This is a genomic window from Blautia sp. MSK20_18, assembly GCF_020553125.1.
In the GTDB taxonomy this organism is placed as follows: domain Bacteria; phylum Bacillota; class Clostridia; order Lachnospirales; family Lachnospiraceae; genus Blautia_A; species Blautia_A fusiformis.
Map to the genome: position 1 here is coordinate 1 of NZ_JAJCGR010000045.1, position 22083 is coordinate 22083.

Annotated in this window: 21 protein-coding genes; 2 read left to right on the top strand and 19 right to left on the bottom strand. The window is 44.7% G+C overall.

All coding sequences use genetic code 11. The features are described 5' to 3' along the window. Window positions 1–88 precede the first annotated feature (88 nt). The 7 genes from LI091_RS16290 to LI091_RS16320 form a co-directional block, all read right to left on the bottom strand. A complete protein-coding gene (locus tag LI091_RS16290; protein WP_110925850.1) occupies window positions 89–640 on the bottom strand; it encodes a class I SAM-dependent methyltransferase in 552 nt (183 codons plus the stop codon). A 40-nt stretch (window positions 641–680) separates the two neighbouring features. Beyond that, on the bottom strand, window positions 681–1382 hold the full coding sequence (locus tag LI091_RS16295; RefSeq protein ID WP_059085408.1) for a transglutaminase-like domain-containing protein: 702 nt from the start codon (window positions 1380–1382) through the stop codon (window positions 681–683). After that, window positions 1372–2040 carry a class I SAM-dependent methyltransferase gene (locus tag LI091_RS16300; RefSeq protein WP_173741811.1) on the bottom strand — a complete coding sequence of 223 codons (669 nt, stop codon included), beginning with the start codon at window positions 2038–2040 and terminating at the stop codon, window positions 1372–1374. Before LI091_RS16300 ends, LI091_RS16295 begins: the two co-directional genes overlap by 11 nt. Before the next feature lie 14 nt (window positions 2041–2054). After that, window positions 2055–2966 (bottom strand): ketopantoate reductase family protein, encoded by a 912-nt coding sequence (locus LI091_RS16305; RefSeq protein WP_044962024.1) that lies wholly within the window; start codon window positions 2964–2966, stop codon window positions 2055–2057. A 19-nt stretch (window positions 2967–2985) separates the two neighbouring features. Next, window positions 2986–3768 (bottom strand): ZIP family metal transporter, encoded by a 783-nt coding sequence (locus LI091_RS16310; RefSeq protein ID WP_265191360.1) that lies wholly within the window; start codon window positions 3766–3768, stop codon window positions 2986–2988. A 168-nt stretch (window positions 3769–3936) separates the two neighbouring features. Beyond that, window positions 3937–4479: a 5-oxoprolinase subunit PxpA gene (locus LI091_RS16315; RefSeq protein WP_022427366.1), complete on the bottom strand. Its 543-nt coding sequence runs from the start codon at window positions 4477–4479 to the stop codon at window positions 3937–3939. 254 nt (window positions 4480–4733) lie between these two features. Continuing rightward, complete coding sequence (locus tag LI091_RS16320; protein ID WP_265191366.1) at window positions 4734–5453, bottom strand: hypothetical protein; 720 nt, start codon at window positions 5451–5453, stop codon at window positions 4734–4736. A gap of 12 nt (window positions 5454–5465) precedes the next feature. Between LI091_RS16320 and LI091_RS16325 the strand changes: the two genes are divergently transcribed. Beyond that, on the top strand, window positions 5466–7778 hold the full coding sequence (locus tag LI091_RS16325) for a heavy metal translocating P-type ATPase (protein WP_320442624.1): 2313 nt from the start codon (window positions 5466–5468) through the stop codon (window positions 7776–7778). A gap of 134 nt (window positions 7779–7912) precedes the next feature. After that, window positions 7913–8224, top strand: coding sequence for an ArsR/SmtB family transcription factor (locus LI091_RS16330; protein WP_022427364.1), 312 nt, complete (start codon window positions 7913–7915; stop codon window positions 8222–8224). Window positions 8225–8305: 81 nt separating this feature from the next. On the opposite strand, the gene LI091_RS16335 is transcribed toward LI091_RS16330, so the two are convergent. The 12 genes from LI091_RS16335 to LI091_RS16390 all read right to left on the bottom strand — a co-directional run bounded on the left by LI091_RS16335 (window position 8306) and on the right by LI091_RS16390 (window position 21892). Beyond that, entirely contained in the window at window positions 8306–10423 is a 2118-nt protein-coding gene (locus LI091_RS16335) for a glycoside hydrolase family 13 protein (RefSeq protein ID WP_195274745.1), read from the bottom strand. 286 nt (window positions 10424–10709) lie between these two features. Next, window positions 10710–12557: an ATP-dependent zinc metalloprotease FtsH gene (gene ftsH / locus LI091_RS16340; RefSeq protein WP_265191361.1), complete on the bottom strand. Its 1848-nt coding sequence runs from the start codon at window positions 12555–12557 to the stop codon at window positions 10710–10712. Window positions 12558–12573: 16 nt separating this feature from the next. Continuing rightward, on the bottom strand, window positions 12574–13101 hold the full coding sequence (gene hpt, locus LI091_RS16345; protein ID WP_015527123.1) for a hypoxanthine phosphoribosyltransferase: 528 nt from the start codon (window positions 13099–13101) through the stop codon (window positions 12574–12576). Continuing rightward, complete coding sequence (gene tilS / locus LI091_RS16350; RefSeq protein ID WP_265191362.1) at window positions 13098–14540, bottom strand: tRNA lysidine(34) synthetase TilS; 1443 nt, start codon at window positions 14538–14540, stop codon at window positions 13098–13100. Before tilS ends, hpt begins: the two co-directional genes overlap by 4 nt. Window positions 14541–14565: 25 nt before the next feature. Further along, window positions 14566–16059, bottom strand: coding sequence for a SpoIIE family protein phosphatase (locus tag LI091_RS16355; RefSeq protein ID WP_265191363.1), 1494 nt, complete (start codon window positions 16057–16059; stop codon window positions 14566–14568). Window positions 16060–16178: 119 nt separating this feature from the next. Further along, window positions 16179–16493: an FtsB family cell division protein gene (locus LI091_RS16360; RefSeq protein ID WP_021650636.1), complete on the bottom strand. Its 315-nt coding sequence runs from the start codon at window positions 16491–16493 to the stop codon at window positions 16179–16181. A 111-nt stretch (window positions 16494–16604) separates the two neighbouring features. After that, entirely contained in the window at window positions 16605–16886 is a 282-nt protein-coding gene (gene yabP / locus LI091_RS16365; protein WP_044960948.1) for a sporulation protein YabP, read from the bottom strand. A 90-nt stretch (window positions 16887–16976) separates the two neighbouring features. Continuing rightward, window positions 16977–17216 carry an RNA-binding S4 domain-containing protein gene (locus LI091_RS16370; protein WP_015527118.1) on the bottom strand — a complete coding sequence of 80 codons (240 nt, stop codon included), beginning with the start codon at window positions 17214–17216 and terminating at the stop codon, window positions 16977–16979. A 73-nt stretch (window positions 17217–17289) separates the two neighbouring features. Then, window positions 17290–17583 (bottom strand): HU family DNA-binding protein, encoded by a 294-nt coding sequence (locus LI091_RS16375; protein WP_227573730.1) that lies wholly within the window; start codon window positions 17581–17583, stop codon window positions 17290–17292. 102 nt (window positions 17584–17685) lie between these two features. Next, window positions 17686–19419 (bottom strand): phospho-sugar mutase, encoded by a 1734-nt coding sequence (locus LI091_RS16380; RefSeq protein WP_015527116.1) that lies wholly within the window; start codon window positions 19417–19419, stop codon window positions 17686–17688. 101 nt (window positions 19420–19520) lie between these two features. After that, window positions 19521–20492: a hypothetical protein gene (locus LI091_RS16385; protein WP_147603329.1), complete on the bottom strand. Its 972-nt coding sequence runs from the start codon at window positions 20490–20492 to the stop codon at window positions 19521–19523. Window positions 20493–20551: 59 nt separating this feature from the next. Further along, the gene (locus LI091_RS16390) at window positions 20552–21892 is read right to left on the bottom strand and encodes a CCA tRNA nucleotidyltransferase (RefSeq protein ID WP_265191364.1); all 1341 of its coding nucleotides are present in this window, start codon (window positions 21890–21892) and stop codon (window positions 20552–20554) included. Window positions 21893–22083: the final 191 nt, after the last annotated feature.

The following is a 22083-nucleotide window of genomic DNA, read 5'->3' on the forward strand; positions in this document are numbered from 1 at the left end:
ACGACATTGTTGTTTGATTTATATGTTGTGTTCATATTTATATTATACTATAGTTCATTAGTTAATACAATTACTATTTTGTCCATCTTCAATTACTTGCATAAATTCGATGGACGCGTCTTATATCCCCATAACTGAAGCAAGGGGTTTTACGACGCATTGGATAAAAACAGGCAATGAAATCGCCGCCTGGTTTCAAAACACGCCATATTTCATGAAATGCTTTTTGCTTATCAAGAAATGCATGAAAACCATTCATACTGACAACGGTATCAACAGATTCATTCTCCATTTGCAGGTTTCCCACATCCCCCTGAATACATTTGATATGCGCATGACTACCAAGTCTTTTTCTGGCTTGTTCAAGCATATCCATGCTGTAATCAATACAAGTAATATGTGCATTTTTCAGAGAGCTCCATTTGTTTTCCGTAAATACAGCAGTTCCAACCGGAACATCAAGAAGCTTTCCTGAAAAGTCATCAGGAACATATGATAAAACTTTTCGTGCTATATCATTATCATCCGTGCCACTCCAAAATAACTTAATATACAGTTTGCTGAAAATATTTCTTTGCGTAAGAACATCGTCATATATATTTTTTGATGTTTCATAAGCATTTTGTATTTTGTCTGCCATATTACCTTCCAAATTTAATTTTAATTCTAAAAGCTTAAAACTATCGTTCTCTAATCTTCCTGACATTACGATTCATGAGGTGTCTTCCAATATGTCTATAAGCAAATGCTTTAAAGGCTGAAATTTCTTGATGATGTTCCCTCAACAGTTCATCTGGACAATCATAAACACCAAAATCCTGATTGATTCCCTCGCTCTGAATATAAGTATTGTTCCTATCAAACTCAATAATGAGATTTCTGAAATCCTTGACTGCTACTCCATAACCGCAAAATGCACCTGTACATTCCGAATTTTGTTCCTGTAACTTCTTTATGTAGGTTTTATCCAAAATGAAAGCTTCCAGTTCGTACCACTGATTTTCGAAATTAATTTCTACCCAGCTATGGAAAATACTTTTTGGAGCATTACGGTAAACAAACCCGGTCATAGCCCCTTTCTGCAATCTTTTATCAATCGTAAAACCATGTACTCTGCATGGAATATTGCAGGCACGTAAAAGTGCCATAAATAAAGTTCCTTTTGTATTACATTGTCCATAACCATCTGCAAGTACTTTTGAAGCTGAAATTCCGTCATCAATATTATATCCAAATAAAACATCATCTCTTACATAGTTGTAGATTGCCTTAATCCTTTCAAATTCACCCATTTCCTTCCATTTCATATTTTGAATAAGTTTTTGAATTGCCGGATTAGAAAAATCAACCATTCGTGTTTCCCTAAGATACTTATCTTTCATTTCCTATCGCCTTTCCCATAGGTTTTCTCACAACACAATGCATTCGCATACCTTTACGAATTTCAAATTTTTCTACTTTTAATCCTGCTTTTTTGCAACATTTTATGACCACATCTCTTGTTGGCACTTGGACATCTCCATGTCCGCATATATTTGCCAACGGCATTTCCAATGTATTCATTAGCCATACCAATACTTTATTGTCACTGGTCACATCTCTCAGTATCAATCTTCCATTTGGGCGAAGACATCTTTTCACACTGTCAAAAAATGCCTGTGGATCCGGATAATGATGGAAGCTCATAGAACAAATAATTGCATCAAATGAATCCTTTTCAAAAGGAAAGTTCTCACAGTCTCCTACAACAAATGTTGCATTTGGAATATTTTTCTTTTTTGCCTGTTCAATCATAGCAGGAGTCAGATCCAGTCCTGTATAATGCCGGTCTGGATGTTTTTCTGCTAATAAAGAAATCATTGGAGCAGGCCCACAGCCTGCATCTAATAAATCTCTAAATGGCTCCTTCTCTAATTCTTCCAGAATATCCGGATAATCTTTCTTGCACATTTCGTAAATGCCAGCATGGTTACTTTCATATCTTCCTGCTGCTTTTGTAAACTCTTTAATTGACAATTTTTTATATTCTTCATTTTTCATGCTTTTTTCTCCAATCACTGTACCTTTTTCGCCTTGCATCCGCATTTCTTCATTTTTTTCATATAAGCATAAAACTGCTTATGCAATTCCCTCATTTCATCTGGTGCCTTCATAGCATGTTGATACATAAATTTATCTCCAAAACTGCTTCCAAATGTAACTGCCAGCATAATCGTCAGAAATGACAATGGTAAAAAGCGAAAAATATTCATTTTCCATGGTGACAGTTTACCCTTTTGTTTTCGCCAAAAATTAAAATTTCTTTTCAGCCTTTCTGCTGTTTTCCTCATGATTTTCCATTCTTTTCCCACTTTCTCCGGATCGTCTGATTCATAATACGCATCTGCAATCGGTACCACCATAGCAAGATGACAAAGCTGCCATAGATGCATATCCGTTACTTTCTGGTATGGTATATGAGCATGCCTCAATATCTCTGAAAACTGCTTAGTTCTTTCGGATTTATTTCCTGATATTTCTGCAAATGTTGTTGGCTGAATCAACCTTGGAGTAAGTGCTGCATCAAGGATACCATCATCATTTATACTTCCGCCTGCTCCTGGAAAAGCCGGTAATATTCTTCCTTTTCCGACAATGTCTTCCCATTTATTGTAACTGTCCAGTGAATTTATCATTGTAACAATCGTATTACTTTTATTATTTTTCAATTCAGTAAGTGCTTCATACAGCTGGTTTTCCCGGACAGTAAGCAAGACAAAATCATAAATATCATCGTTTGGTAGTTCTCCAAGAATCCTAATCTCTGCCTTTATTACTTCCTGATTTTTCTTATATTTCAATCCATTATTTCTTAAAGCCTCAAGTCTTTTACCTCTGGCATAAATATTTGTATCATAACCGGCTTCTGCAAATAAAGCCGCATACAAGGATCCAATCACACCAGCACCATAAATCAATATTCTCATAAGAATCTTTCCTCTCCTCTTACCCCAGTGCCACATCCAAGATCATCATCAAACTAAATCCAAGTGCAAAGAAAAGCGTACCGATATTCGAGTGCTGTCCCTGAGACATTTCCGGAATTAGTTCTTCAACCACGACATATAACATAGCTCCTGCTGCAAAGCTGAGTAAATATGGTAATGCCGGGATTACCAGCTGTGCGACAAGAATCGTCATTACTGCTCCAATCGGTTCAACGACTCCTGAAAGTACACCTCCCAGAAATGCCTTTCTCTTACTTTCACCCTCTGCCCTAAGCGGCATGGATATAATCGCTCCTTCTGGAAAATTCTGGATAGCAATTCCAAGTGATAAAGCAAGTGCACTTGTTGCTGTAATCTGTGCATTTTCAGCAAGAAATCCTACATACATTACACCAACTGCCATACCTTCAGGGATATTATGTAATGTAACTGCCAACACCATCATCGTAGTACGGCCAAGTTTGCTTTTCGGTCCCTCTGTCTGATCACTTCCAACATGAAGATGTGGAATCAAATGATCAAGTGCGAGTAAAAACAATATACCAATCCAGAACCCAACAACTGCCGGAACAAACGATAAAGTTCCCATATTCTTAGATTGTTCAATTGCCGGAATCAGAAGACTCCAGATTGAAGCAGCAACCATTATACCTGCTGCAAACCCTGCAAGTGCACGTTGCAGTAACTTGCTAAGTGTTTTTCTCATAAAAAACACGCATGCTGCACCTAGCGTTGTTCCAACAAATGGAATCAGTATACCTTCAAAAACATTCATTAGCATTATGTATTCCTTTCTGTATAATCAAAAGTACTTTCACATCGTTTTATTGTTAGTTTTAACTAACTATCATATATAAAAGAAACCGTGCAAAAAGCAAACTGTAATTTCACACGATTTTCCTTATGTTTAAGTATATCACTTCCGAAATCATATAACAATATAATTCTTTTAACAATTTACAAGAGAAAGATCATCCATGTATGCACGATCTGCAAAAATCTCAGATGCTGTGCGAAGTCCCTTGCTCTCAGCGATATCACCAAGAACTGCTCCTGCACAGTAATAAACGATCAGATCTTTGTCATACTCGCAGATTGCCTCACAGATCGCTGTGGAAATATCCTCGTCATACTGGCAGCCATTCCCCATTGCTCCATGAGGAGCGACATGCTGAAGCTTCATTCCGTAGCTCTTGGTAAATGCAGCCAGTGCTCCGATCTGGTATCTGACATAATTCTTAACTTCATCATGAGAGAGAACCATCTTTCTTCGTCCAAAGCCAAGAAGATCCGGATATCCAGGATGGGCTCCAACCATAACGCCACGTTCCTTTGCCATGCGGACTACCTTATCCATTACCATCGGATCACCTGCATGCCAGCCATATGCAACATTTGCTGTTGTGACATATTTGATGATCTCTTCATCGCCGCCAAGCTTATATGCGCCAAAGCTCTCACCCATGTCACTGTTTAAGTCGATACTGTACATGTTGCTACCTTTCTTTCTTTACTTGTTGAAATTATAACATGTTAAATAAAAATAATAAAATAGATTATTTTTTCAGAATATATTAATATTTTCTATATTTCTTTTGCAATAAATTTTACTTTTCTTTGATCCGTTCTTTGAAAAGCTGTTGACAAAGATTTTCATATATGATTAAATAGTCATATGAACATTAATTCATATATTCATATAAAAAAACAAACGAATCAGCAAGGAGAGTTCATATGGAAAAAAAATTAAAGAAAGATTCCATGAAGTCCGCAGATTCCTGCGGCTGCGGTCACGAGCATGCGCATCACAGCCATGATGAGCATGAAGAACATCACGATCATGAGCATCATCACCACCATGAGCACTGCGGCTGTGGTTGTGAGGATCATAAACATGAACATCATGAACACGAGCACCTTCACAACCATGACGAGCACTGCGGCTGTGGCTGCGAGGATCACGAGCACGAACATCATGCTCACGAGCACCTTCACAACCATGACGAGCACTGCGGCTGTGGCTGCGGGGACCATGAGCACGAACATCATGCTCACGAGCACCTTCACAACCATGACGAGCACTGTGGTTGTGGTTGCGAGGATCACGAGCACGAACATCATGCTCACGAGCACCTTCACCACCATGACGAGCACTGTGGTTGTGGCTGCGAGGATCACAAGCACGAACATCATGAACATGAGCATCATCATCACCATGACGAGCACTGCGGCTGTGGTTGTGAAGATCATAAACATGAACATCATGAACACGAGCATCATCACCATGACGAGCACTGCAGCTGTGGTTGTGAAGATCATAAACATGAACATCATGAACACGAGCACCTTCACCACCATGACGAGCACTGTGGTTGTGGTTGCGGAGATCATGAGCACCACGGTCACTCCCACAATGCTCTCACCGCAAAGCGTGTCTACATTCTGGAGAACCTCGGCTGCGCTCACTGTGCTTCCAAAATGGAGGAACGGATCCAGGCTCTTGAAGGCGTCGAAAGCGCTACCATTACTTTTGCAACAAAACAGCTTCGCTTAGGGGCTGCAGATCCAGACGCTCTGCTTCCGCAGATCCGCAAGATCTGCACATCCATTGAGTCTGAAGTTAAAGTTGTTCCGAGAAATCCAGCTCCGGCAGCTTCCACTGACACAACAACCAAGACCTATCTTCTGGAGAATCTAGGCTGCGCTCACTGCGCTTCCAAAATGGAGGAACAAATTGCAAACCTTGAAGGCATTTCCGAAGCAACCATCACTTTTGCAACAAAACAGCTTCGCTTAACTGCAAAGAATCCGGATCGATACCTGGATCAGATCCGTAAGATCTGTACATCCATTGAATCCGAAGTTCTTGTAAAAGAAAAGGATCCGAAGCCAAAGGCTCAGTCCCCAAAAACAGTGACTCACACAACCGCTTCCAAGAAGAAATTTTTCTCCAAGGAAAACATAGATATCATCTGTATTATCATCGGTGCAGTACTCTTCGTTGCCGGAGAGATCATGGAACACAAAGGCTTTGGTACCAGTGCCACTCTTCCTGTATTTGTGATCGCATACCTGGCGCTTGGGGGTATTATCGTTGTAAAAGCTGCCAAAAACATCTCTCACGGACAGATTTTTGACGAAAACTTTCTCATGAGCATTGCAACACTTGCCGCTTTTGCCATCAATGATTCTGCTGAGGCCGTAGGCGTTATGCTCTTTTACCGCATCGGCGAGCTTTTTGAGGAAAAAGCCGTTGAACGAAGCCGCGGGCAGATCATGGATGCCGTAGACCTTCGTCCGGAAGTTGTAAACCTGGTCACAGGCGATGATATCCAGGTAATTCCCTCTGAAGAGGCTCAGATCGGAGACATTCTTCTGGTCCGTCCCGGAGACCGCATCCCTCTTGATGGTATCGTAATTGAGGGAAACAGCCGTATCGACACTTCTCCGATCACAGGAGAACCTGTACCGGTTGCTGTAAATGAAGGTGATGAGATCACTTCTGGTTGCGTCAATACCTCCGGACAGCTTAAGATCCGCGTGGAAAAACCTCTGGAAGAATCCATGGTCACTCGTATTCTGGATTCCGTAGAAAACGCGGCAGCAAGCAAACCGAAGATCGACCGCTTTATCACACGTTTTGCCAGGGTTTATACTCCTTGTGTTGTAGGAATCGCAGTGGCAACTGCCATACTCCCATCCCTTGTTACCGGAAACTGGCATTACTGGATCTACACAGCCATTACTTTCCTGGTAATGAGCTGCCCTTGTGCTCTTGTACTTAGTATCCCGCTGGCCTTCTTCTCCGGGATCGGTGCCGGTTCTAAAAAGGGTATCCTTTTCAAGGGTGGCCTTTCCATCGAAGGATTAAGTAAGCTCGGCGCTGTGATCATGGATAAGACCGGTACTATCACAGAGGGTAACTTCCAGCTTCAGAAGATTGTTGCCACCGGTAAATACACGGAAAATGAACTCCTTTCCATGTGTGCAGGCTGTGAACAGAACTCCACACATCCTATTGCAAACAGCATCGTTGCTGCCGCAAAGGGACGTGAGATCCAATTTGAAAAACCGATCTCCCTGGAAGAAATTTCCGGTCACGGGATCGTTGCGGAAATGCCGGAGGGAAAAGTTCTCTGCGGAAATCGCAAGCTGATGGATAAATTCGGAGTTACAATCGGAGAATTAAAGGAAGCCGCTTACGGTTCTGAAGTATTTATGGCAGTAAACGGAACCTTCGCAGGATATATGCTGATCTCCGATACCATCAAACCTGACGCAAAGGAAGCCATTGCTTCTCTGAAAAAGCTTGGTCTCCACACCGTTATGCTCACTGGAGACTCCGAAGACAGTGCACAGGCTGTAGGAAAAGATGCCGGGATCGATGAGATCTATGCAAAGCTTCTTCCGGAGGATAAGCTCAATGCCCTGAAAAAGGTCCGCCAGGCACATGGAACGGTTATGTTTGTCGGTGACGGTATCAACGACGCTCCTGTTCTTGCAGGTGCTGATGTAGGTGCTGCCATGGGAAGCGGTGCAGACGCTGCCATTGAAGCCGCAGATGCCGTATTTATGAATTCCAATGTAGATGCGATCCCTCAGTCTATCGCCATTGCACGAAGCACAAACCGTATTGCATGGCAGAACGTAATATTTGCCCTGGTGATCAAGATCGCAGTTATGATCCTTGGTCTTGCCGGACATGCCAACATGTGGATGGCCGTATTTGCAGACACTGGCGTTGCCATGATCTGCGTGCTGAATTCCATTCGTATCCTGTATAAAAAATAAGCTCCGTTCTGCAGGGCAGATATCCTGCAGCGGATCCCTGTGCATCCATACAACTCCCCAGTGATGCAGAAAAGAATTTGACCGGTGCGTTTTTTTCAGCTACAATAGAAGTTAACAGTTTGGAGGATACGCAAATGAAGAAAACACATATAGATTACCCGATCAATGATGATACACTGTACCGGCTTGCCGACCTGTTCAAGGTTTTCGGTGATCCTACCAGGATCCGTATCCTGTACGTACTTTCTGTGGAAGAGCTCTGTGTTCAGGATATTGCCGATCGTCTTTCCATGACCCAGAGTGCCATTTCCCATCAGCTCCGGGTACTGAAGCAGATGTCACTGGTCAAATTTCGAAGAGACGGAAAAACCATTTACTACTCCCTGGCAGACAGCCATGTGGCAACCATCATGAATCAGGGTCTGGAACACGTTACAGAAGAATAACTCATAAAACACAATGCAAAAAGCCAATCTGCTTCCTAATGGAAGAACAGATTGGCTTTTTTTCTCTGCCTTACTCGTGCATCATTTGTATTTATCCCTCGCCCTGTGGTGAAGCACCATCGCTCCGTATGCAGGCATCTTCACCTGAAGAATCCCTGCATCTGCAATATATTCTTCCGGCATTTCCGTATAACCCTCTCCGGAAGAAAGCATCAGGCGCTGAAAAGCCGTTGCTTCTTTCCGGCTTACACCGGTTTTCCAGGCTGTTACCCTTATGTCTCTCTCCTGATCCTGATTATTAAGGATCACTATGATCTGTTCAGAATCAGAAAAACGACCATAGCTCAAGCCCTGATGATCGTTCCACAGAAATTCCAGGGAACCCTTTGCAAGAATCGGATATGCCTTGTGTATGCAGATCATGCGTTTATGAAAGTCCAGCATCTCCTGGTCTTCTTTTCCCCAGGGATAAGTTCTGCGGTTATCCGGATCTGTAAAGCCGCAGACGCCGGCCTCATCCCCGTAATATACCGTAGGCGAACCAGGCCACGTCATCTGGATCACAACAGCCTCTCTCATGATGGCAGGATTGATGCCTGCAGATGCTGCCTCTGCGCCTGCGTAGGAAAGCCTTCCTACTCTGTGATTGGTCCTTGTCAAAAATCTGGAATGGTCATGGTTTGAAAGCTCATTCATGGCTCCATAAAGCGCTCCCATATGCAAAGACTGCATATGATGCTTCATCGCCCCGATAAAGGCCTCACTGTTGCCATAAAGGTCCTCCCGGTACTCATCACTGTGCTTCTCCATTCCGGTCAGGAACCAGGTTACAGGCTCCATAAAAGCGTCATAGTTCATAACCGTATCCCACTCATCGCCGCGAAGCCAGCTTTCCGGATTTCCGTAGTGTTCTGCAAGGATCACTGCTTCAGGATTGGCTTCTTTTACTGTCCTCCGGAACTCTTTCCAGAAGTGATGGTTAAAATCATTGCTGTGGCCCAGATCTGCAGCTACATCCAGTCTCCAGCCGTCTACGTTATACGGCGGCGAAACCCATTTTCTGCCCACATCAAGGATCGTCCGGCAAAGCTCCTCAGATTCTTCGTAGTTCAGCTTTGGCAGGGTATCATGGGTCCACCAGCCGTCGTAGGTTGGATTATAGGGCCAGCGGTTCTGATCCTGGAAGCAGAAGAAAGAACGATAAGGGCTGTCCGCCGAAACATAAGCCCCCTTCTCGTAGCCTTCCTGATTTTCATAGATCCGTTCCCTGTCCATCCATTTATTAAAGGATCCGCAATGGTTAAATACCCCATCCAGGATCACTTTCATCCCTCTTCTGTGAATTTCCTCCACAAGCTCCTGAAAAAGCTTATTACTGGCCTCCAAATTCCGTTTATCGGTCACACGGCGGATATACTTAAGGGCATGACTGTTATCACTGTCTCCGGGACTTAACAGACCATCACAGTCCGCTACGATCCTTCCGATATGCGGATCGATATGATCGTAATCCTGACAGTCATACTTATGGTTGCTGGGAGAGACAAAGACCGGATTCAGATAGATCACATCTACTCCAAGCTCCTGAAGATAATCCAGCTTATCCATAACTCCCTGAAGATCGCCGCCATAAAATTCCCGGACACCCATCACAGCCGGAACCTTTTCCCAGTTATCCACTTTTACGGAAGTGTCCCCGATATAGAAATATTCCCCTGTTTCCACATCATTGGAAGGATCTCCGTTACAGAAACGATCCACATAAATCTGATACATCACAGCACCCTTCAGCCACTCAGGCACATGATATCCGGGATAGATCTCAAATTCTGTCCTTTCCTCATGTCTGGTGCTTACACCATTTGTATCATAATAACAGGTAACAAGTCCTGAATGGATCTCAAAGTAATATCGTACAAGATCTTTTCCCATTACGATCTGTGCAGTATAATAATCAAAGCTTCCGGAAGTTTTTTCCCGCTTCATTTCCAGATATTCTCCGTCATGCACAAGACAGACGTTGTCCACGTTATTTCTCTGGGTACGAAAACGGATCGTAACTGTATCACCTTCCCGCGGCTCCACAGGTGTACGGTAATATTCCGTCCCGTCACTGAACATTGCGTCTTTATTTAATACCGGACTCATATTGAGTATATACCGCATCTTCTTTGCAGTCTCCATGCTTTCATATAACATTCTATCTTCCTCATTCCGTTTTTAGTACCATGTTTTTAAATATATTATCTTAATTTTTTCCATCCCGTAAGCATATATATCTGTTTTCTCCGTAATCCGTCTTTATTTTTGGGCAGTAAAAAAGGCAGCTGGTTAAGCTGCCTTTTTTGGAGAAGGTATTTCTTCTTATGGGGTGTAGCAAAAACTATATAATGTATTGGGGGGTTTTTACGGTATTTATAGTACCATGTGTCCACCAAAAAGTGTGCACAAAGTTCACAAAATTCAATATTTTTTTTTGTGCATTTTATTCGTTTGTTTTTGCAACCTCTTCTTTTTCTGTTGTAAAAAGTGCTTCAAACTCTTCACGATGTATCTTTTCCTTCTCGAGAAGAAGGGCCGCACAGCTGTGAAGAACGCCGATATTCTCACGGATAATGCTCTCTGCATTCTCATGGCACTCACGGATGATACGGGAAATCTCCCCATCGATCTCTCTTGCCACTTCCTCACTGTAGCCTCTGGTATGTGCCAGATCACGGCCGATAAATACCTCATCGTCATCGTTGCCGTAAGCGATCAGACCGATTTTTTCAGACATACCGTATTTCATTACCATAGAGCGTGCAGTCTCTGTGGCACGTTTGATATCATTGGAAGCACCGGTGGTGATATCTCCGAAGATGATCTCCTCCGCCACACGTCCGCCAAGAAGCGTGGTGATATCCTCCAGCATTTTGTTCTTTGTATTAAACATCTCATCATTATCCGGCAGCGGCATGGTGTAGCCGGCAGCTCCCATTCCCGTAGGGATAATGGAAATGGTGTATACCGGATCCATATGAGGAAGTACATGGAACAGGATCGCATGGCCTGCTTCATGATAAGCTGTGATCTTTTTCTCTTTATCAGAGATGACCTTGCTCTTCTTTTCTGCACCGATCCCGACCTTGATGAATGCTTTCTTGATATCCTTCTGCATGATATAAGGACGGCCCTCTTTTGCAGCATCAATGGCAGCTTCGTTAAGAAGGTTCTCCAGATCTGCGCCTGTAAATCCTGCGGTTGTCTGGGCGATCTGGCGAAGATCCACATCATCTCCCAGCGGTTTGTCCTTGGCATGGACCATAAGGATCTCTTCTCTGCCCTTAACATCCGGGCGTCCCACACCGACTTTACGGTCAAATCGTCCCGGACGGAGGATCGCAGGATCCAGAATATCCACACGGTTGGTCGCTGCCATTACGATGATTCCTTCATTTACTCCAAAACCATCCATCTCTACAAGAAGCTGGTTCAACGTCTGCTCTCTCTCATCGTGGCCGCCGCCCATACCGGTTCCTCTCTGACGGGCTACCGCATCGATCTCATCAATAAAGATGATGCACGGTGCATGATGCTTGCCCTCTTCAAAAAGATCTCGTACACGGGAAGCACCGACACCAACAAACATCTCCACGAAATCGGATCCGGAAATGGAGAAAAACGGAACTCCGGCCTCTCCTGCAACTGCCTTCGCGAGAAGAGTTTTACCTGTTCCCGGAGGGCCCACAAGGATCACTCCTTTCGGGATCCTGGCACCTACCTTGGTATACTTCTGTGGGGATTTCAGGAAATCCACCACTTCCTCCAGATCCTCCTTCTCCTCCTGAAGACCTGCAACATCCTTGAACGTTACCTTCTTATCATCAGGGGACGACATCCTGGCTCTGCTTTTTCCGAAATTCATCATCTTCGCATTGCTTCCGCCGCCTCCGGACATCTGCCGGTTCATCATCATAAAGAAAAAGATAAGGATCGCGCCGGTAAGCACTACCGGAAGTACTGTTCCGATCATGGAGCTGTCCTTGGGTACATTGCGGATCGTCGGATCGATATCATGTTCTTCAAGAAGCGCCTCCGCTTCCTTTACATCGGTTACGTAGACTGTCTTCTGACCATCTGAAACAATGTTTGCTGTTACATAACCGGTGGGCACTTCTCTGTTCTGATGGATCACCGCATCCGTCACTTTGTCTTCTTCCAGAGCCTTTTCCAGCTGGCCCATTGTGTAGCTGCCCTGGGTAGATACCTGGTCATTGAGATACAGATATCCTGCGATCAGTGCCACAATAAGCAGAAGGTACAGGCCTATCTTACCTGAATGCTTGCTCACTTGGTTAAATCTCCTTTCAGTCCTGAAGCTCCACTACTCCGATGTAAGGAAGGTTTCTGTATTTCTGGGCATAATCAAGTCCGTATCCTACTACAAACTCGTCCGGAATATTGAAGCAGCAGTAATCTACCTCTACATCTGTCACACGTCTCTCCGGTTTGTCAAGAAGTGTACAGAGTCTGATGCTTGCCGGATGTCTGCCCTTCAGGATACGCAGCAGATAGCTTAAGGTTCTGCCTGAATCAATGATATCCTCTACGATCAGAACATCTTTCCCGTCCAGTGGTTGATCCAGATCCTTGACGATCTTTACAACACCGCTGGATTTCGTATCATCACCGTAACTGGACACAGACATGAAATCCAGTGTTACCGGGCGTGTGATCCTCTTGGCAAGCTCACACATAAAGAAAACGCCGCCTTTCAGAACGCAGATCATGTGTACATCTTTTCCGTCATAATCCTTGTTGATCATATCTGCAACTTCCTGGATACGGGCATCTACCTCTTCTTCACTGAGTAAAACCCTGATTTTTTCGCTCATGCTAAAGCTCCTCCTTGGTAATGTAATTCTAACACTCTCCCTGTAGTGGAAGTGATCTTATACTTCTCGTTCATACGTCCTCCCGGGATCCAGAGTATCTCAGATCCTACCGCAACAACCGGAAGCCTGTCTCTCATCTCCGCCGGAATCTTCTCATCAATAAAGATCCGGTTCAGCTTCTTTCTTCCGCCTTCACTGTTTACAGTAAGATAATCTCCCTGTCTTCTGGTCCGAACGCATGGACTATTTTTTATTTTATCATAATCAAACCATTTCGTATACTTTTTTTCTTCAATCTTCTGTTTCTTATAAGAAAAAATTTTCGACTCAAAAACTCCGAAAGGACTTTCCAGAATTCCAGGTACCGGAAGCTCCATAGACATTTCTCTGAGACCTGCCGATACTTTTTTTTCAGTGGAAGCATCGTTCTCTCTGTCTGATGCAGAGTTCTTTTTCAGACATACCCCTCCGTACTGTCGTATTACCCGCAGCGATTCCGGAAGGTTGATATAACGACCGTTTTCTTTTTTTTGAAGCGAAAGGACCTGGTCCACATGAAGAGATGTAAAGTCCTTACGTTTTCCTGACAGTATCTCAAACGCCTCCATCACCGCATATTCCTGAAGGATAGGATCCTGTGCAAAAAATTTTTCATCCAGAAGATAGCCATTTTCTTTCCGGCAGCCTGCCAGAAGCTCCCTTCCCTTTTTCTGAAGATACGAATCTGCCTCTGCCAGAACCCGTGCGGTTTCTGCCATATGCTCCACCGCTTTTGCATTGATCTTCTGTTCCATAGCCGGAAGAATATGGTTACGGATCCGGTTTCTTGTATAGTCATCTGAAAGATTGCTGCTGTCTGTGATATAGGAAATACCTCTCTCTTTCAGATAATTGACGATCTCCTTCCGTTCTAAACACAAAACCGGCCGGATGATCTCACCATTTACCGCCTGTATCCCGGAAAGTCCCCGGATACCGGTTCCCCTTGCCAGATGATGCAGCATAGTCTCTGCCAGATCGTTGCGATTATGTGCCAGCGCAACCCGGAACTGTCCGTTCTTTTTCGACTGTTCTCCGGAAAAACCAAGTCTCTTTTTTTCCTCCTGAAACGCCTGTTTTCGCACGATCCTTCCGGTTTCTTCTTCTCCCAGCTTCCACTTTCCGGAAAGCTCCGGAACCGGATAATGCCTGGACCGGAAAGGGATTCCCCAATCCCGGCAGATTTTTTCCACAAACTGCTCATCCCGGTCCGCCTCCTGCCCCCGGATCCCATGATGGACATGAACCACTTCCATGAAAAAACCGATCTCTTTCTGAAGACTTTTCAAAATATGAAGCATTGCTATGGAATCCGCCCCTCCGGAAACCCCTGCCACAACCATATCCTCTGCTTTCAGCATCCGATTGTCTCTGATATATTTTCTTACACGTGTGATCATTTTTTCTCCTGTAACCAAAAATACTCTATTTTTTCCACAATCCTGCCACAACTACTGTCATATCATCCCTGGCATGATAATCACTGTATCCCAGGACCCTTTCCAGTATTCCCCGTCCCATCTCCCTGGGCTCTTTTTCCCGGACATCCATAATGATCTCCTTCATGGTTTCCTCTTCCCGTTCTGTAGGAAGTGCATCCAGAACTCCATCTGTCATCATGATCAGATAATCTCCATGATAAAGCTTCCTTGAGGCAGTATCAAAATCCAGCTGCTGGACCAAGCCTGCTGCAAGATTTTCCGAAGCAATGGATTCCACCCAGTGATCTCTTTTAATAAATGTGGAAGACGCCCCTGCTTTCAGAAAATCACAGATCCCGGTATAAAGATCCACCGCACAGATATCAACAGTAGAAAACATCCCTTCCCGTCCTTTCAATAGCAGTGCGGAATTCACCATTCTGGCAGCTGTTTCCTGAGAAAAGCCGGATTCCAGAAACTGTTCCAGAAGTTCTACCACGATCTCGCTTTCTTTAAACGCTTCTATTCCGGAACCCATCCCATCAGACAGACAGAGAAAAAACCTGCCATCCTCTTCCTGACGACAGATATAATTGTCTCCGGAAACCTTTTCCGCTTCTCTTGTAAGCCGCGCTACTCCGTAAAGCATCTGATAACTGACATCCTCCACAAAATGGACCATACGAAAATCTCCATTTACAATACTGCGGCTGTCGGCGTCCGGCGTCATGGGGCTTCCGCAGATCCTGGACAGGATCTGTGCGATCTCTGTCATGGAAACACACTGTCCGCTCCTGGCTCTCAGATTCAGAAATATCTGCCGTCTTCCTTCGATCTTATCCATGACCCAGACATTCTTTACAAGTACATGCTTTTTACGAAGAGCCTTTTTCAGATCTTCCTGAAACTGCGGATCTGCCGGCATGATATCATACAGCTCTTCTGCCATATGATCCATGATCCTCGAGATTTCCGTCAGCTGCTGTGCAACTGCAAGCCGGCTTTCGATCATCCGGTTATCCCACACGAGATTCTGCCTTTCTTCACGAAATCCCTCATTCAGGACCTGAAAATACTGGGCGGAACGGCCACATGCTCCCATCCATTCACTGCGTGCTCTCTGGATGCTTTCTTCATTGCCTTCCTCCATGGTACGGATCATATTCTCACTGCCCCGCATGGTTTCCCCGGCACGCTCTCCCCAGCAGATCTCTCTCTGATAACATCTGGAACATACAGCCGCACTGGTGTCCGATATGATACGGTTCAGCTGTCCTCCGCTCAAAAATTCCTTACGGTAAGGCATTCCGTAGAATGTATCCGCAAGCTTCCGGAAGGATGCTGCATACCGTTCCACTTTTTCCTTCTGGGGATGGCTTTCACAAAGCGGCAGCATTTCTTCTTTTTCCTTCGTTTTTCCCGAAAAGACAGTTTTTGCCATGTCCCGGAGTATCAGCAGTATGCTGACTACGAGCATGGCAATGATCCATTCCTGCATATTTTCCCCTCCCCTTATAACCTTCACTGACTGAACATTATAAAGGAAGATCCCTGAAATATCTGTCAAAGCCGCACGAAAATGTCAAAAAAAATTTCGTCGAAACCTTTGATTTTCAGCTATTTTTCTTCCTGAAACACGATCTCGTTGTCTTTCACAAGTCCCAGCTTCTCACGAGCCGCCTCTTCCACATATTCGTCGGTCTTCATATGTTCTTTCTCTGCTTCGATCTCCTTGGTACGTTCCTTCTCACTTTCAATGGACTTCTCCAGTGCTGTAGCTTTGGAATCATAATAATCCCTGCGCCGTTCCAGAGTCTTACTCTGCAGCATAAGGCTTCCCAGCAACACCAGTGCGATCACCATGATCCCCGCCATGCCAAGATAATTATATCCGATCCGTTTTTTTTCTTTTCCATTTTTTGGATTTTTCAATCTGCTGCTCCTTTTTTACACAATCTGATCTCTTTACCTTTTACGAGCTTATACATCCAAATTTTACAACTTCTTCAAAAAAATATCAACCGGTTTGCTGTCATTTTAGCTTTAATGGAACAGTCTTTTTAAAAGGGATCCTTCTTTTTTGTCCTTTTTCCTGCCAAGATAGGTAAGACTGTCGATTTTTCCCTCCAAGCTAAGCTGCCCGCTTTTCAGATCAAGATGTTTTACATGAAGTCCTTCGCCTTTTATGGATAACTTTCCTTCCTCTGTATGCAGCAGTATTTCTTTTTCATCGAAAGAGATCACCTCCCGGATTCCCGTTATGGTGCCGCCTTTCTGCCGCTCCAGCATCAGACTGTGAAATGCTGCCGGTTTCTTCTCGTCCAATCCATACCTCCCTGGGGATGATTTCTCTTTTATTTTATGAAAAATCCATCCGGAATAGACCATCACGCCCAAACGGCAGCTGTCCCTGCATCAGATATAGCGGAACATGCTTTCCACCTCATCCTTTTTTACCGTTTCCTTAACTTCCAGGACTTCAACCTTTACATTACGGCTTCCAAACTGGATCTCCACAGTGTCACCGGTCTTTACCTGTACAGAAGCCTTGGCCGGCTTGTCATTGACCAGAACTCTTCCTGCATCGCAGGCTTCATTTGCCACCGTACGGCGTTTGATCAGTCTGGATACTTTCAGATATTTATCAAGACGCATAATTTTTCCTCCTAAAAAAGCAGGGGAAACCAAAAACCGGTTTCCCCTGCCGTTATCACTCTGAACCAACAGATTATTTACCGTTGACAACGTCCTTTAAAGCTTTTCCTGCTTTGAACTTCGGAGACTTGGAAGCCTCGATCGTCATGGTCTCACCAGTCTGAGGATTTCTTCCCTCTCTTGCAGCTCTTGTGCTTACTTCGAAAGTTCCAAATCCAACCAGCTGAATCTTCTCGCCTTTTTTCAGTTCATCTGTTACAACATCGATAAAAGATTTCAGAACAGCTTCTACATCTTTCTTGGAAAGATTGGTGTCTTTCGCCATTGCTGCCACTAACTCTGTTTTATTCATGGTGTTTCCTCCTATAATTGATGTTCTCTTATTTTTGACTTTGCTTTATATATATACCGCTTTTGGCTTATAATGTCAAGGTTTTTCGCATATTACAGGCGGAATGTGACCATTTTATCATTTCATGGAATCAACCATTTCAAGAACAGCCTTGCCCATTGCATCGGATTTCTCGTCTGCATCTGCAAGAGATGTTCCCTTAACGCCATAATAGAATTTAACCTTAGGCTCTGTTCCGGACGGTCTTACGCAAACCCATGCATCATCGGTAAGCTCATAGTAGAGAACATTGGAATTCGGAAGTCCTGTCGGCTTCTTCTCACCTGTTGCAAGATCTGTGATCTCATCCAGCTTGTAGTCACGTACAGCAGTCACCTTATGTCCGGCAAACTCAGCAGGCGGATTCTGACGAAGTGTTGTCATGATCTCCTGGATCTTCTGAAGACCCTCGATACCCTTCATGGTAACTGCCTGAATGGCATCCTTATAGTAACCGAACTCCTCATACATATCGATCATTGCATCCCAGAGAGTCTTGCCCTGTGTCTTATAGTAAGCAGCAGCTTCGCAAAGTGCCATGGTAGCAACAATGGCATCCTTGTCTCTTGCATAGGTTCCGATCAGGCAACCGTAGCTCTCCTCAAATCCGAAAAGATATGTACCCTTGCCACTGTTCTCAAATCCGAGGATCTGCTGTCCGATGTATTTGAATCCGGTAAGTACTTCAATAAGATTCACGTTGTATCCCTTGGCAATGGCATCTGCCAGGTTTGTTGTAACGATAGTCTTTACAAGAGCTCCGTCCTCCGGAAGGCTTCCGTTTACAGCCTTTCTCTGGCTCAGCTCATAGTTTGCAAGAAGGCATCCGGACATGTTACCGGTAAGATCATGATACTCTCCGTTTTTATCCTTTACGCGGACGCCAAGACGGTCTGCATCCGGGTCTGTGGCAAGTACGATGTCTGCATCCACTTCCTTCGCAAGCTTCAGGCCAAGCTCAAATGCCTCTGCTGCCTCCGGGTTCGGATAGCTGACTGTCGGGAAATCCCCGTTCGGAAGCTCCTGCTCCGGTACTACATATACATTCTCAAATCCAAGCTCTTTAAGGATCCTTCTGGCCGGGATATTGCCGGTTCCGTGAAGAGGTGTGTAAACGATCTTCAGGTTCCTGCCCTCTGCCTGGATTGCATCCATATGGATGATCTGTTTCTTAAGCTCTGCCATGTAAGCATCATCGACAGCCTGTCCGATCACTTCGAAAAGTCCTGCCTTTACTGCGTCTTCCTTGTCCATGGTCTTTACGGTATTCCAGTCGGAGATCGCCTTTACCTCGCCCATGATACCGGAATCATGAGGTGGTGTGATCTGCGCGCCGTCCTCCCAGTAAACCTTGTATCCGTTGTATTCCGGAGGATTGTGGCTGGCTGTTACGTTGATACCTGCCACACAGCCCAGATGACGTACTGCAAAGGAAAGCTCCGGTGTCGGACGAAGTGTCTCAAAGATATAAGCCTTGATCCCGTTTGCTGCCAGGCAAAGTGCTGCTTCCTGGGCAAACTCCGGTGACATATGACGGGAATCATATGCGATAGCAACTCCCTGGGATTTCTTGTCAACCTTGGCAATATAATTGGCAAGCCCCTGGGTCGCTCTTCTTACCACATAAATATTCATACGGTTGGTACCTGCGCCGATGATACCACGCAGGCCTGCCGTACCAAACTCAAGATCCATATAAAAACGCTCTTTGATCTCATTTTCGTCGTCTTTGATCGCTTTCAGTTCTTCTTTTGTTGCCTCATCGAAGTATGGGTTTTCAAGCCACTGATTATAGATTTCTTTATAATCCATGTTCCAAAATACCTCCCTGTTTCTTTATATAAGATACTTAATATTATATAACAATTTTCAGAAAAAGGGAAGTTTTGTTTTTGTCACATTCAGAATCATTACTACCTGAAGCACTGTTTTGAAAATTCCTCCCACTGTTTTTTCTGATGGATCAGGGTTCTCAGCTTTTCCACATTTTTTCCGGAGATCACAGCCTTGTTATGTGTATAATAATGGTTTGCCAGTTTCCAGTATTTTTCCGGATAACAGAACCGGACTCTCAGGTTCTGCCACTCAGACTCCGAGAGCGGCCGTACGGAATCATATGCAGAAAGCATCTTCTGCGCGAGGTGCAGATCCCAACTGTATTTCTCCAGGATTTTCCGCATAAAGCGGTACAGATCTGCCATCTGCACATCAAAGCTCCAGTGACTGAAATTCGTCACCGCTGTGTTTTTCCCAAGTATCAGCACATTATGCTGATTATATTCGCCATGACAGATACTGCCGCTTTGAAGAGACTGCTGCCGCAGATTTTTATAATCCGTGGTTTCCAGCATAGCTGCCGCTTCTTCTCCTTTTTGCAGAAACCATTCCACGCTTTTCAGATAATCTTTCTCAAAATAATTGACCGCTCCTTTTTTTCGGATAAAACGGCGTATTTTTTTCATTTCCTGATTATGCCGAATATATTCTTCCTGCAGATTTCTTCCCGCATAATCCATTTCCACAGGAAGCTGCATGATCTTGTGGATCTGTGCCAGAGTCCGGATGCTTTTTAAAATATCGTTTTCGGATCTCGTGTCACATTCCCGTCCCTCAAACCAGATCTGTGCAGTATATGGAACAGAATCTTTGTCCCTGCTTACCAGTACGCCTTCCCTGTTTCTGAGATAGGCGTCCACAAGACAGTTCTGTTCTTTCATTTTTTCAAGAAGCTGCTGCTGCATGGAAAGCTTTTTTTCCGAGCCATGAAATTCCCGGAGTATCACCGGACCTTTTTCTGTCCGGCACAGAAGTGCCCCCCGCACCCTGCCGGAGAATGAAGCTGTAAGCCCATACTGCTCCAGCACGCTCAACCCATAATCATACAAAAAAGTTCCCCCCTGCCTTATTTTACGTTCTATTTTATGCAGAGGGGATTTTTGTTATTCTATTCGGTTTTTATGCTGTCTTTTTCTGCTGTTTCAAGAAGTTTTTCTTTTGTATTAAGGGTTGGATCTTTCAGCACACAGTCAAGAAGTCTTTCGAGCAGTGCTCCCAGTGCTGGTCCGGCCGGATGTCCTGCCTTTATAAGATCTTTTCCGGAAACTGCCAGGGTTTTCAGAGATGTACATTCACCTCTTTCAAGGATCCCATGATAAGCTTCCGTCACACCGCTTAACCGTGCCAGCTTCTCCTCCCTCCTGTAAGTACTCTGGGATAAAAGATCTGCCTTCTGCACTTTCAGATACAGTGGAAAAAGCCCTTCTCCGATAAGATTCACAGCTCTCCGCACATCCTCGGCGTCCGGAGTGGGACGAAGATCATGATACCGGATCAGACGACAGGTATTTCGGATCGTTACATTATCAAATTTCAGACGGCGCAGGATCTTTCCTGCCAGCTTTTCGCCTACCGGTCCGTGAGTCTTAAAGTGGTCTCTTCCATTCTCATCTGTCTTTTTTACAACCGGCTTGGCAATGTCATGAAGAAGCATGGTGATACGAAGAAGCCTGTCATTCTCGATCTCCGTAAGGCTTTTCAGGATGTGCTCGCCTACGCTGCAGCAGTGATGGGGGGTATTCTGCGCTGTTTCCATACAGGCATCAAATTCCGGAAGAAATTCCCGGGTAAGGCCTGTCTCCCAGGCTGTCCGGAGGTAATCCGGATGATCGGATACCAGAAGCTTTACAAGCTCTGTCTGGATACGTTCTGCACTTACATGTTCCAGATTTCCGGACATTTTTGTAAGGGCAGCCTTCGTATTTTCCTCCACGGTAAATCCAAGCTGTGCGGAAAAACGCACTGCACGGAGCATCCGAAGGGCATCCTCTGTAAAACGTTCTACCGGATCACCAACACAACGGATGATCTTCCTATTGATATCCTCCATTCCGCCAAACAGATCCACCAGTCCATGCTCCGGATGATAAGCCATGGCGTTGATGGTAAAATCTCTTCGCTTCAGATCTTCCTCAAGACTTCTGGTAAAAGTCACGGCATCCGGGTGGCGACCGTCATGATATTCTCCGTCTACACGGTAGGTTGTCACCTCAAAGCCCTCTTTGCCCATCATTACAGTTACTGTTCCATGCTGGATCCCCGTATCTACAGTTCTGTGAAAAAGCTCCTTCACCTGCTCCGGAAGTGCGGAGGTAGTGATATCCCAGTCCCCAGGCACCCGGTCCAGGATGGAATCCCGGACGCAGCCGCCGACTACATAAGCCTCATAGCCGGCTTCATTGAGAGTACGCAGGATCTGTTCTGCTTTTTGTGGTATGTTGATCGTCATAATAACTCCTCTTGATGATCGCTGCTGTCCATTCAAAACACGTTTATATTTCGCTGTATCAACTCCATGTCAGCAGCTGAATAATATTCTGATATGTTTTCCTTAACGCTATTTTGACACTCCCCACAGCTAAAGCAGGGGGATTCTTGCTTCTCCCACTACTGCATTGGCAAACACCTTACGGTACTGCA